The following is a 12,048-nucleotide window of genomic DNA, read 5'->3' as shown; positions in this document are numbered from 1 at the left end:
CGGCCCCCGTCCACCACCGGCGTCACAAGGCTGACCGCGCCTCGGGGTCCGGGCCGAGCGCCGCCCGGCCCCCGTCGACCGGCAGGGTCACCCCGTTGACGAAGGCCGCCCCCGCCGACAGCAGGAAGGCCACCACCTCGGCGACCTCCTCGGCACGCCCGATCCGGCCCACCGGATGCAGCCGGGCCAGCTCGGCCTCGACCCGGTCCGCCTCGGCCGGATCCAGGTCGGCCAGGAAGGCGGCGTGCCGCTCGGTGTGGATCGAGCCGAGGGCGACCGCGTTCGTGCGGATTCCCCGGCCGCCGTAGTCCACGGCGAGGGCCCGGGTCAGCCCCTCGACGGCGGCCTTGGCAGTGGCGTACGGCAGGGCGCCCGGCACCGCCCGCCGGGCCTGGTGGGAGGAGACGTTGACGATCGCGCCGCCGGCTCCGGCGGCCAGGAACCGGCGTACGGCGGTGCCGGCGCCGACCACGGCGGGGCGCAGGTTGGCGGCGATCAGGTCGAACACCTCCCCCGCCGGCGCGCGGTGCAGGGCGGCGTCCCGGAACACGGCGGCGTTGTTGACCCAGCCGGTGAGCGGGGCGGCCGCCTCGGCGAGGTCGGCGGCCCGGCCGGTGGTGTCCTCGTCGGCGGCGTCGCCGGTCACGGCGCGCAGCCGGTCGGCGGCCGGGTGCCCGGCCAGCCAACCCAGCGCGGACTCGTCCCGCTCCACCACGACCACGGTGCCACCGCCGGCGGCCAGCCGCTCGACGATGGACCGCCCGACGCCCCGCCCGCCCCCGGTGACCACGTAGGACTGTGCGGTCATGCGACCACCCGAGGGGCGGCGACCTTGGCGAGTGGCCGTTCGACAGGAACGGAAACTCTCCAAGATCCGACCGGCCGCCGCGACCCGCCGGGCAAGGCGGCCGTCACCGCGGCGACCGCGACGACCACGCCGACCAGGACGGCGGCAGCGCCGGCGGACGCCATCACGGGCGCCGGTGGAGGACGACGCACGCGAGGCCCGGGCCGGCGTGCGCGGCGATCACCGCGCCCGCCTCGGTGACGTACGTGTCGTGCAGCCGGTCACCCAGTCGCTCGGTCAGCGCGGCCAGCAACTGGTCGGCGCGCTGCGGCGCGGCGAGGTGGTGCACGGCGAGGTCGACGTCGGCGTCGCCGGCCGCCTCGACCGCCAGGTCGACGAGGCGCGCGATGCCCCGGCTGGCGGTGCGGACCTTGTCCCGCACCACGATCGAGCCGTCCGGCATGTGCATGATCGGCTTGACCGAGAGGGCGGTGCCGAGCAGTGCCTCGGCGGCGTTGATCCGGCCGCCCCGGCGCAGGAACTCCAGGGTGTCGACGTAGAAGAAGATGGTGGTGCGGCCGACGGCGTCGAGCGCCGCGTGGCGTACCCCGGTCAGGTCCGCGCCCTGCGCGGCGGCCGCGGCGGCGGCGAGCACCGGGAAGCCCAGGCCCATGCCGGTGGAGCGGCTGTCGATCACGGTGACCCGGTCGTCGCCGACCTCGGCGGCGGCCAGCCGGGCCGCCTCCACGGTGCCGGAGAGTTCGGCGGAGAGGTGCACGGAGACGACCCCGTCGGCGCCGTCGGCGAGCAACTGCCGGTAGACCTGCGCGAACTGTTCGGGGGCCGGCCGGGACGTGCTCACCGTGACCCGCCGGCCGCCCAGGACGCGGGTGGCGTCCTCCGGGAAGGTCTCGACGCCTTCCAGCCCTTCGGCGCCGTTGAGCACGACGGTCAGCGGGATGACGGTGAGCCGGTGCGCGCGGACCAGCTCGGGCGGCAGGTAGGCGGTGGAGTCGGTGACGACCGCGACGGGCATGCCCGGCACGCTAGCCGATGTCACGGCGGAGCGCCGGGGCCGAACGGCTCAGACCGCCTCGGTCGACGCGGGCGCGGTGATCAGGCCGGCATTGTGCGCTCGGAGGTGCCAGCCCGGGGACGTGCGCCGCTGCACCCCGTCGTCGTACCGCAGCTCGGTCCAGTGGCAGTTGGACAGCGAGCCGATGGTGCGCAGCACCGAGTGGTCCCAGCCGAGCAGGTGGCCGACGCCCTGCCGGGCCCCGCCGCCGTGGGTGACCACCACTACGGTGCCCCCGACCGCCAGGTCGGCCGCGTCCTGGAGGGCCGCACCCATCCGCTTGCCCAGGTCATCGAGGGTCTCGATCTCCGAGCCCGGGTCGGGGTCGCCGGCCCGCCAGCGCGCGTACTCGTCGGGGAAGCGCTCCACGACCTCGGTGAGGGCCAGCCCTTGCCAGTGGCCGAAGTACCGTTCCCGCAGGCGGGCGTCGGTGTGGACCGGCAGCCCGGTCAGCGCGGCGAGCGCGGCGGCGGTGTCGGCGGCCCGGCGCAGGTCACTGGCGACGATGGCGTCCGGGCGCAGCGCGGCCAGCAGCGGCGCGGCGGTGCGGGCCTGCTCGCGGCCGAGGTCGTTGAGCGGCACGTCGGTCTGGCCCTGGACCCGGCCGGCGGCGTTCCAGTCGGTGTTGCCGTGCCGCCAGATGATCAGGCGGGTCATTCCGCGCTGGCGGTGCCGGCGGCCGAGTCGGCGAGGTCCCGGTCCACGAACGGGATCTGCGGGCAGTCCTTCCAGAGCCGGTCGAGGGCGTAGAACTCGCGCTCCTCGGTGTGCTGCACGTGGACCACGATGTCGACGTAGTCGAGCAGCACCCAGCGGCCGCCCCGCTCGCCCTCGCGGCGGACCGGCTTGGCCTTCTCCGGCAGCTCCAGCAGGCGCTCCTCGATGGCGTCGACGATGGCGAGCACCTGACGCTCGTTCGGAGCGGCGGCCAGCAGGAACGCGTCGGTGATCGCGAGCTGGTCGCCCACGTCGATGATGACGATGTCCTGCGCCTTCTTGTCGGCCGCGGCCTGGGCGGCGGCCATCGCCAGCTCGTGAGCGCGTTCGGAAACTGTCACCGTTCTCCTTCGATCAACCGTGCGACCCTCCAAGCCTCTCACACCCGGCGGGGCGGCGACTTGTCAGTTCTGGTCGATTACGCGGACAAACGCTCACTTTCCGGGCGGAATCACCGCTGGTAGAGCCGCCGTTTGGCGATGTACTGCACCACACCGTCGGGAATCAGGTACCAGACCGGCTCGCCCCGGGCGACCCGGGCCCGGCAGTCGGTCGAGGAGATGGCCATGGCGGGCACCTGCACGAGGCTGACCGAGTCGGCGGGCAGGTGCTTGTCGGACAGCTCGAAGCCGGGACGGGTCACCCCGATGAAGTGGGCCAGTTCGAGGACCTCGTCCAGGTCCTTCCACGACAGGATGCGCTCCAGGGCGTCCGCGCCGGTGATGAAGAAGAGCTGCACCTTCGGGCCGTACTCGGCGTGCAGGTCGCGCAGCGTGTCGACGGTGTAGGTGGGGCCGCCCCGGTCGATGTCGACCCGGCTGACCTGGAAGCGGGGGTTGGAGGCGGTGGCGATCACCGTCATGAGGTAGCGGTCCTCGGCCGGGCTGACCGGTTCGTCCGCCTTCTGCCACGGCTGCCCGGTGGGCACGAAGACCACCTCGTCCAGGCCGAACCGGTCCGCCACCTCGCTGGCCGCCACCAGGTGCCCGTGGTGGATGGGGTCGAAGGTGCCGCCCATGATCCCGATCCGCCGGATGTCTTCCTCCACCCCGCGATCGTAGGCCGGGGCCCGGCGAGCGTCCGCCGGGGCCGCCGGGCCGTCCCACGGACCGCGCCGGGCAGGGGGTACGCCCCCACCCCGGCGCGATCGCCCCGTCAGGCGCCCGCGGCGGCCACCGCCGTCCTGGCGACCAGGGCGCGGCGCAGGTCGTCGTCGAGGTCGACGACCCGCCGGCGCAGCCCCGGCGTGAGGTCGTCGCGGGCCAGCAGCGCCGCGGCCATGTCCCGTGTGGGCTGGGCCACGGCGTAGCGGGGGAACGCCAGGGTGGCGACCCGGTCCGCCGTCCAGGGGGTACGCAGCCGCGCCGCCGCCGGCATGTCGGCGAAGTACCGCTCGACGTAGCCGGCGGTCAGCTCGGCCTGCTCGGGCTGCCAGAAGCCCTGCGCGGTCGCCTCGACCAGGCGGTTGGAGAGGTCGGTGTTGCTGGTCACGATCTCCCAGGCGGCCCGCTTCGCCTCGGCGTCGGGCAGCGCGGCCCGGCAGCTCGCGGCCCGCTCCGCACCGGTGGCGCTGCGGTCGGCCGCCGCCTCGGCGGCGATCTCCGGCTCGCCGGCCGCGCCGAGCACCACGAGCCGGTGCAGCAGCGCCCAGCGCAGGTCGGCGTCGACCGCCAGCCCCTCGGGCACGCCCTCGCCGGCCAGCCAGCCGGCGAGCAGCCCGGTGTCGGTGGTGGCCTCGATCAGCCCGCGGGCCGCGGCGAGTTGCAGCGAGCCGCCGGCGGGGGCGCCGGCCAGCAGCCTGGCGCAGGCCCCGGCGACGCGGAGCAGGGCGGCGTCCCGGGCCAGCGGGTCCAGGTAGCGGTCGACGAGGTTGCGACTGAGGCTCAGCACGTCCTCCGCGATGATCACCTCGGTCTCGGCCGGCAGCGCCGCCGCGATGAGGGAGACCACCGAGGTCACCGGCCGCTCGCCGTCGGTGGCCGCGTCCAGGGCCTCGCCCCAGAGCAGCGCCCGCGCCAACGGGTCGGCCAGGCCCGGGAGCACCATGGGCACCGCGTCCGCCGAGGCGGGGTCGAGCCGGATCTTGGCGAAGGTGAGGTCGCCGGCGTTGGGCAGCAGCAGGCCGGTGGCCGGCTGCCCGACCAGCTCGGCCAGCACGGTGCGGCCCCGGTCGGCGGCCGGGTCGAGGTCCACCTCGAAGTGGTGGACCGGGGCGTCGGGGGCGTGGCGGGCCACGCCGATGCGGTGCGGGCGCAGCACCGGGTACGCCTCCGGCGCGGTCTGCACCACGGCCGCCTGGGCCCAGCGGCCGTCGGCGTCCACGGCGGTCTCCATCCGCAGCGTGTTGACCTGCGGGCGGCGCAGCCAGCGCTCGGCCCAGTCGGCCAGGTCCCGCCCGCTGGCGGCGCTCAGGCTCTCCAGCAGGTCGGCGAGGGTGGCGTTGCCGAACCGGTGCTTGGCGAAGTGCGCGTTCAGGCCGGCCAGGAAGGACTCGTCGCCGACCCAGGCGACCAGCTGGCGCAGCACGCTGGCGCCCTTGGCGTAGGAGATGCCGTCGAAGTTGAGCAGCGCCTGGGCCGCGTCGGCGACCTCCTCGGGGGCCACCGGGTGGGTGGAGGGGCGCTGGTCGGCCGCGTAGCCCCACGCCTTGCGGCGCATGGCGAAGGTGGTCCACGCCTGGGTGAAGCGGGTGGCCTCGGCGGTGACCCGGGTGCCCAGGTACTCGGCGAAGGACTCGTTCAGCCAGAGGTCGTCCCACCAGCGCATGGTGACCAGGTCGCCGAACCACATGTGCGCCATCTCGTGCGCGATGGTCGTGGCCCGCAGCTCGCGCTGGGTGTCGGTGACCGCGGAGCGGAAGACGTAGTCGTCGCGCAGGGTCACCAGGCCAGGGTTCTCCATGGCGCCGGCGTTGAACTCGGGGACGAACGCCTGGTCGTACTTGCCGAACGGGTAGCGCTCGGCGAAGAGCTGGTGGAACCGGTCGAGGCACTGCTTCGTGACGGTGAAGATCTCCTCGGCGTCGGCGTCCAGGTGCGCGGCGAGGGACTTCCGGCAGTAGATGGCGAGCGGGATGCCGTCGTGCTCGTCCTCCCGGACGTGCCAGGGGCCCGCGATCAGCGTGACGAAGTAGGTCGCCAGCGGCGCAGTGGGCGCGAACTCCCAGCGCCCCGGCGCCGGCCGGTCGGCGAGCTGCCCGTTGGCGGCCACCGTCCACTCCGGCGGGGCGGTGACCGCGAGGGTCACCGGGGCCTTGAGGTCGGGCTGGTCGAACGCGGCGAAGATGCGCTGCACGTCGTCGAGGAAGGACATGGCGTAGAGATAGGTCTCGCCGTCGGCCGGGTCGACGAAGCGGTGCACCCCCTCGCCGGTGTTGGAGTAGGCCATCTCGGCGCTGACGGTCAGCGTGTTCGTCGCGGCCAGCCCGGTCAGCGGCAGGCGGTTGTCGTCCAGCAGCGTCGGGTCGAGGTCCCGGTCGTTGAGGCGCACCCCGAGGAGTCGGTGGGGTTTGACCTCGGCGAAGGTCTCGGCGCCGGGGGTCGCCCGGAACCGGATGGTGACGGTGGAGCGGAACCGCTCGGCGTCCCCGGTCAGGTCGAGGTCCACCTGGTAGGACTCGACGGTGATCAGCGCGCCACGCGCGGTCGCCTCTACACGGCTCAGGCTCGGCATCCGCTTATCCTGCCCGATGGGGTCCGAGTGGGCTCCCCCGTTACCCCTGGCGATGGAGGAACAACGATGGGTCAGCACCCCAAGGGCGACTTCGACCTGTCCCGGGCGGTCTGGCAGCGGGCCGACGGCGACACGTCCGACAGCGCGGTCGAGGTGGCCTTCGTCGACGACCTGATCGGGATGCGCAACTCGGCCGAGCCGGACGGGCCCGTGCTGGTCTTCACCCAGGACGAGTGGGACGCCTTCGTGGCGGGCGCCCAGGACGGCGAGTTCGACCTGAGCTGAGCCCGGGCGCTCAGTCACCGTCGCCCCAGCCGAGCCCCCCGGGGCCGGGCGCGTGGTGGAAGCCCGGGTGGCCGGCCACGTCCGCGCAGCGCTCGCCGTCGGGGCCGACCGCCCCGCAGAAGAGGCGCTCCGCGCGGTGCCAGGCGTCGGCCGGGGAGAGCGCCGCCGCGCCGAGCGCCAGCTCCGGGCGGAGCAGGCCGAGCGCCTCGGCGTACGCGACGGCCAGCTCCCGCGCGCTCGTGGTGTCGGCCGCCTCGAAGCCGAGGTGCACGGTGAAGTGCCGGGGCGGCCGGGCCCCGGTGCGCCGGGCCGGCGCGATCAGCGGTTCCTCCCGGTCGCCGTGCCGCAGCCCGGCCACCGCCCGCCGGTGCCGCCGGTGTGCCGCTCTGTCGTCGCGCATCCGTCCTCCCCGTTGCCGATGCCGCCCCGCCGGTGTGCTGCCGGCGCGGGCGGGACCGGCCGCCGCCGGCCCCGCCCCGAAGCGAACCAGCTTTCCCGCGCCCTGGGAGGGGCCAGCTTCCGCGCTCTCCGCCGGCCCCTCCCCCGGCACGCCGCGACCGCCGGAACCGGGAGGCCGGGGTGGCGCCTGAGCGCCGGCGGCCCAGACGCACGGGGGCCGGGCGGCCGAATGGCGCGGGAGCGCCGGCGGCGCCGACGCGCGGGGCGGGGGTGGAGGATTCGCCCGGGCCGGCCCGGGTAGGTAGCGCAGCGACCGTGCAGGGCCGCCGAGCCGCGTCAGGAGCAGCCGATGAGCACCATCCCGAGCGACCGCAGCCCGGAGAGCACCCTGGCGTTCCTCCGCGAGGGCTACCGGTTCGTCGGCGCGCGGTGCGACCGCCTCGGCAGCGACATCTTCCAGACCCGGCTGCTGCTGGAGCCGACCATCTGCCTGCGCGGCCGCCCGGCCGCCGAGCTGTTCTACGACAACGAGCGCTTCGTCCGGCGCGGCGCCATGCCCATGCGCGGGCAGCGCACCCTGGTCGGCGTCGGCGGCGTCCAGGGCCTCGACGACGCGACGCACCGGAACCGCAAGGCCATGTTCATGTCGATCATGACGCCGGCGGCGGTCCGCCACCTCGGGCAGCTCTTCGACGACGAGTGGCGGGCCCGGATCCCGGCCTGGGCCGAGTCGGGGCCGGTGGTGCTCTACGACGAGGTGGCCCGGATGCTGACCCGGGCGGTCTGGGCCTGGGCCGGGGTGCCGCTGGCCGACGCCGACGTGCCCCGCCGGACCGCCGAGATGCACGCGATGATCGAGGGGCCGGCCGCGGTGGGGCCCCGGTACTGGCGGGGCGTGCTCGGCCGCCGCCGCGCCGAACGGTGGGCCGGCGACGTGATCGAGCGGGTGCGCTCCGGCGCGCTGCCCGCCCCCGAGCGCAGCGCGCTGCGGGTGATCGCCGGGCACCGGGACGAGCGGGGCATCCTGCTGCCCCGCCGGATCGCCGCGGTGGAACTGCTCAACGTGCTCCGCCCCACCGTCGCGGTGGACCGCTTCGTGGTCTTCGCCGCGCTGGCGCTGCACGACCACCCGCACTGGCGGGACCGGGTGCGCGGCGACGACGCGGCCACCGAGAGCTTCGTGCAGGAGGTCCGCCGCTACTACCCGTTCTTCCCGGTCGCCGCGGCCCGGGTCCGGCGCTCGTTCCAGTGGCAGGGGTACGCCTTCCCGCTGGGCCGGCGGGTGCTGCTCGACCTCTACGGCACCAACCACCACCCGCAGCTCTGGCCGGAGCCGGAGCAGTTCCGGCCGGAGCGGTTCGACGGCTGGCGGGACGACCCGTTCGGGATGGTGCCGCAGGGTGGCGGCGACCATGTCACCGGCCACCGCTGCGCCGGTGAGTGGATCACGATCGAGCTGCTGAAACGGGCGGTGGGCAACCTGACCGGGTCGATGAGCTACCGGGTGCCGCCGCAGGACCTGGCGCTGGACCTGGGCCGGATGCCCACCCTGCCGCCCAGCGGCCTGGTCGTCGACGGGGTACGCCGGACCGCCTGATCAGCGCACCACCGCGAACCGCAGGTCGGTGATCCGCCCCGGGTCGTGAGAGGCGGTCACTCGGCGACCACGAGCGCCTGCGGCGCGGCCTGCTTCATCCGGGTGCGGAGCCACTTGAGCTGGATGGCGGTCTCCTGCTCGCACGCCTTGACCACGCCGAGCAGGTCCTCGTCCCGCGCCCCGTACGCGGCCTGCCCGACCACCGTCCAGCAGATGTCGCACTGGGCGGCCATCAGGTAGAGGTCCTGGAGGTCGCGGAGCAGCCCGATCGGCCCGGTCCGGGTGCCGGAGAACAGCTCGGAGTGCAGCCGGTCCGGCTCGGCCGGGGCCTCCTCGGCGTACCGGCGGGCGAAGGGGGCCAGCTTCTCCGCGTGTCCGCGGCACTGGTTGGCCAGCTTCTCGCAGGTGTGGAAGACGTCCGGCTCGTCCCCGTGCGCCTTCCCCACCTCGGTGAACGCGTCACCGAGGCGCTCCTGGGCCTTGTGCAGCAGGCCGAGATAGTGGGCCAGGTGCATGTCACTCCCCCCTCGACGGCGCCTCGGCGGCCGGCCCGCCGACCGTGGCCGGGATCCCGGAGCCCTCCGGCGGGGCGGACCCGCCCACCGTCGGCGCGGGCGAGGGCCGGCCGCCCGAGTCGGCCTCCTTCACCACCCGCACGGCCGCCACCTTGAAGATCGGCTGCTTCGAGACCGGGTCCCAGGCGGTGATGGTCAGCTCGTTGGCCGCCCGGTCGTGCCGCCCCTCACCCGGGGCGGCCCCGTCGGCCGCGTCCCAGTAGCCGTAGTGGAAGGGGAGGAAGACCACGCCGGGGCGTACCCCGCAGATGCGGGCCCGGGCGCGGACGACGCCGCGCGGCGACTCGATGCGCACGAGGTCCCCCTCGCCGACCCCGAGCGGTCCGGCGTCGGCCGGGTTGAGCTCCACCCACGACTCGGGGGCGGCGTGCACGAGCTGGGTGGCCCGGCCGGTCTTGGTCCGGGTGTGGAACTGGTAGACGGTCCGCCCGGTGGTGAGCAGCAGCGGGAAGTCCCCGCTCGGCACCTCCGGCGACGGCTGGTACGGCGCGGCGTGCAGGAACGCCCGCCCGCCGGGCTGCTTGGCCCGGTACTCCCCGGGCAGCAGCTCGGCCCCGGTGGCCAGGTCGTGGCCGTACGACTCGCAGTAGTCCGGGTCGGTGTGGAACACCCCGTCGGTGTAGAGCCGCTCGGTGCCGTCCGGGTGCTCCTCGGTGCACGGCCACTGGACGCCGCCGGTGCGCAGCTTGTCGTAGGTGATGGCGGTGTAGTCGCAGGGCCGCCCGCGCGAGCACTCCTTCCACGCCTCGAACACCTCCTCCGGCCCGGTCCAGGTGATCAGCGGGTTCCCGTCCTTGTCGCGGAAGTCCATGCGGCGCGCGTAGTCGAGGAAGATGTCCAGGTCGGGCCGGGCCTCGCCGGGCGGCTCGACGGCCTTGTCGGAGATGTGCACGGTGCGGTCGACGCTGGTGAAGGTGCCGGTCTTCTCGCCCCAGGTGGCGGCCGGCAGCACCACGTCGGCCAGCTCGGCGGTCTCGGTCAGGAAGAGGTCCTGCACCACCACGAACAGCTCCGGGTTGGCCAGGATCCGGCGGATCCGTGCCAGGTCGGGCAGGGAGACCGCCGGGTTGGTGGCCGAGATCCACAGCAGCTTGATCGAGCCCTGCTCGGCGTACCGGAAGATCTGCATGGCGTGCGTCGGCGGCGCCCAGTGGGGGATCTTGTCGACCTCGACGTTCCACAGCCGGGCCAGCTCGGCGATGTGCTCCTCGTTGGCCCAGTTGCGCAGGCCGGGCAGGTCGCCGTCGGCGCCGCACTCGCGGTTGTTCTGCGCGGTGGGCTGCCCGTTCATCTGGTAGAGCCCGGCGCCGGGCCGCCCGATCATGCCGCGGATGAGGTGCAGGTTGTTGACCTGGCAGGACGCCGCGGTGGCCTGGTTGGACTGGTAGAAGCCCTGGAGGACGGTGGAGAGCAGCCGCTCCGACCGCCCGAGCAGTTCGGCGGCGCGTTCGATGTCCGCGGCCTTCAGGTCGCAGATCTCGGCCACCTTGGCGACCGGGTAGTCCTCCACCACCTGGCACAGCTCCTCGAAGCCGAGCGTGTGCGCCCGGACGTACGCCTCGTCGTACCAGCCGCGGTGGATCACCTCGCGGAGCAGGCCGTTGAGCAGCGCCTGGTTGGTGCCGTTGCGCAGCGCCAGGTGCACGTCGGCCTCCCGGGCCACCGGGGTGGCGCGCGGGTCGACGGCGAGCATCGCGGGCGGGTTCGGCCCGCGCCGCCGGTCCAACATCCGCATCCAGAGCACCGTCTGGGTCTCCGCGACGTTGTGCCCCCAGAGCGCGATCGCGTCGCAGTGGTCCACGTCGGTGTACGACCCGGGCTGCCCGTCGGTGCCGAAGGACGCCTTGAGCGCCGACGCGGCGGTGGCGGTGCAGAGCCGGGTGTTGCCGTCCATGTGCGGGGTGCCGAGCCCGGCCTTCCCGATCACGCCGAGCGTGTAGTACTCCTCCAGGAAGAGCTGCCCGCTGGTGTAGAAGCCGAAGTGGCCCCAGCCGCCCGGGCCGTCCAGCAGCTCCTTCGAGCGGGCCACGATCCGGCCCATGGCGGTGTCCCAGTCGGTCTCGACCAGCCGGTCCCCCTCGCGGACCAGGGGCCGGCGCAGCCGGTCCGGGCTGTGGTTGGCCTGCCAGCCGTAGAGGTCCTTCGGGTCGACCCGGCCGTGGTTGATCCGGTCGCCGGAGCGGCCCCGGACGCCGACGATCCGGTCGTCCATGACGGCGATGTCCATGGCGTCGCCGTTGGAGTGCAGGATCGAGGCGCTGGGCACCCAGCGCTGCACGTCGGCCTCGGTGTGCCCGTCGGCCAGGAAGGTGTCCACCCGCACCGGCCAGCGCTCACCCGGCCCGTACGGCGTGCGCGGCCCCCAAGGGTCGGCGATCCGGTCCACCATCGCTCATCCCACCTTCGGCGCCGCCCAGAGCGGCATCGGTCGACCGGTCGCCCGGTTGAACAACAGGTCCACGACGGTCACCAGCAGCACGGCGGCGAAGGCGACGACGAGCTGGTTGGGAGTGTGCAGGAGCCCGAGGCTCACGATCAGTGTGGTCGCGCCGGCCGGTGGGTGCGGGGCCTTCAGCAGCACCAGCACCGCGGCGGTGACCGCGAGCGAGCCGGCCGCGGCGACGATCCGCGCCCCGGACACTCCCTCCTGGAGCGCGCTCGGATGGTCGGCGAGGCCGGTGGCCAGCAGGAACCCGTACCCGGCGAGGAGCGCCACCAGGTGCCCGACGACCGTGTTGCGGGGCGAGGACTCCGGCTTGGCGGGCTGCTCGATGTGCAGCATGATCGCCGGTCCGAGGCTGGGGAACAGCCACGGCTGCCGGGTCAGCAGGGCGACCGCGCCGGCCACCACCACGGCGACCGCGCTGCCGGCGAAGGCCCGCGCGGCGGGCCGGGACGGCGTCTCATCGATCTCGGCGGGCATGGGGATGCTGTACCCCGC

General features: G+C 74.6%; 12 protein-coding genes. 2 read left to right on the top strand and 10 right to left on the bottom strand.

Features of this window, described 5'->3' with window-relative positions; all coding sequences use genetic code 11:
- Nucleotides 1–22: 22 nt before the first annotated feature.
- The 6 genes from FXF50_RS25325 to pepN all read right to left on the bottom strand — a co-directional run bounded on the left by FXF50_RS25325 (nucleotide 23) and on the right by pepN (nucleotide 6,251).
- The gene (locus FXF50_RS25325) at nucleotides 23–808 is read right to left on the bottom strand and encodes an SDR family NAD(P)-dependent oxidoreductase (protein ID WP_148431439.1); all 786 of its coding nucleotides are present in this window, start codon (nucleotides 806–808) and stop codon (nucleotides 23–25) included.
- Nucleotides 809–971: 163 nt separating this feature from the next.
- Nucleotides 972–1,823: a DegV family protein gene (locus tag FXF50_RS25320; protein ID WP_148431437.1), complete on the bottom strand. Its 852-nt coding sequence runs from the start codon at nucleotides 1,821–1,823 to the stop codon at nucleotides 972–974.
- 48 nt (nucleotides 1,824–1,871) lie between these two features.
- On the bottom strand, nucleotides 1,872–2,519 hold the full coding sequence (locus FXF50_RS25315; RefSeq protein ID WP_148431435.1) for a histidine phosphatase family protein: 648 nt from the start codon (nucleotides 2,517–2,519) through the stop codon (nucleotides 1,872–1,874).
- On the bottom strand, nucleotides 2,516–2,920 hold the full coding sequence (gene rsfS / locus FXF50_RS25310) for a ribosome silencing factor (RefSeq protein ID WP_091319213.1): 405 nt from the start codon (nucleotides 2,918–2,920) through the stop codon (nucleotides 2,516–2,518). Before rsfS ends, FXF50_RS25315 begins: the two co-directional genes overlap by 4 nt.
- Nucleotides 2,921–3,030: 110 nt before the next feature.
- The gene (gene nadD / locus FXF50_RS25305) at nucleotides 3,031–3,627 is read right to left on the bottom strand and encodes a nicotinate-nucleotide adenylyltransferase (protein ID WP_148431434.1); all 597 of its coding nucleotides are present in this window, start codon (nucleotides 3,625–3,627) and stop codon (nucleotides 3,031–3,033) included.
- A 107-nt stretch (nucleotides 3,628–3,734) separates the two neighbouring features.
- Nucleotides 3,735–6,251: an aminopeptidase N gene (gene pepN / locus FXF50_RS25300; protein ID WP_148431432.1), complete on the bottom strand. Its 2,517-nt coding sequence runs from the start codon at nucleotides 6,249–6,251 to the stop codon at nucleotides 3,735–3,737.
- Nucleotides 6,252–6,317: 66 nt separating this feature from the next.
- Here pepN and FXF50_RS25295 point away from each other — a divergent pair, with 66 nt between their 5' ends.
- Nucleotides 6,318–6,536, top strand: coding sequence for a DUF397 domain-containing protein (locus tag FXF50_RS25295; protein ID WP_091319205.1), 219 nt, complete (start codon nucleotides 6,318–6,320; stop codon nucleotides 6,534–6,536).
- Nucleotides 6,537–6,546: 10 nt separating this feature from the next.
- Here the strand turns inward: FXF50_RS25295 and FXF50_RS25290 are convergent, their stop codons facing one another.
- Complete coding sequence (locus tag FXF50_RS25290) at nucleotides 6,547–6,936, bottom strand: hypothetical protein (protein WP_148431431.1); 390 nt, start codon at nucleotides 6,934–6,936, stop codon at nucleotides 6,547–6,549.
- 348 nt (nucleotides 6,937–7,284) lie between these two features.
- Here FXF50_RS25290 and FXF50_RS25285 point away from each other — a divergent pair, with 348 nt between their 5' ends.
- A complete protein-coding gene (locus tag FXF50_RS25285) occupies nucleotides 7,285–8,532 on the top strand; it encodes a cytochrome P450 (protein ID WP_148431429.1) in 1,248 nt (415 codons plus the stop codon).
- 56 nt (nucleotides 8,533–8,588) lie between these two features.
- Here the strand turns inward: FXF50_RS25285 and FXF50_RS25280 are convergent, their stop codons facing one another.
- From FXF50_RS25280 to FXF50_RS25270, 3 genes are read right to left on the bottom strand one after another with little or no spacing between them, the layout of a single operon-like run.
- Nucleotides 8,589–9,047, bottom strand: a complete 459-nt coding sequence (locus FXF50_RS25280; protein WP_148431428.1) for a hypothetical protein — start codon at nucleotides 9,045–9,047, stop codon at nucleotides 8,589–8,591.
- Nucleotide 9,048: 1 nt separating this feature from the next.
- Nucleotides 9,049–11,496, bottom strand: a complete 2,448-nt coding sequence (locus tag FXF50_RS25275) for a molybdopterin oxidoreductase family protein (RefSeq protein ID WP_148431426.1) — start codon at nucleotides 11,494–11,496, stop codon at nucleotides 9,049–9,051.
- A gap of 3 nt (nucleotides 11,497–11,499) precedes the next feature.
- Nucleotides 11,500–12,030: an HPP family protein gene (locus FXF50_RS25270; protein ID WP_148431424.1), complete on the bottom strand. Its 531-nt coding sequence runs from the start codon at nucleotides 12,028–12,030 to the stop codon at nucleotides 11,500–11,502.
- Between the last annotated feature and the right edge of the window lie 18 nt (nucleotides 12,031–12,048).

The organism is Micromonospora sp. AP08, assembly GCF_008085935.1.
GTDB classification, from domain to species: Bacteria; Actinomycetota; Actinomycetes; order Mycobacteriales; family Micromonosporaceae; genus Micromonospora; species Micromonospora chersina.
The sequence above is the reverse complement of the archived record's forward strand: the minus strand, read 5'-3'. Positions and strand labels throughout refer to the sequence as shown.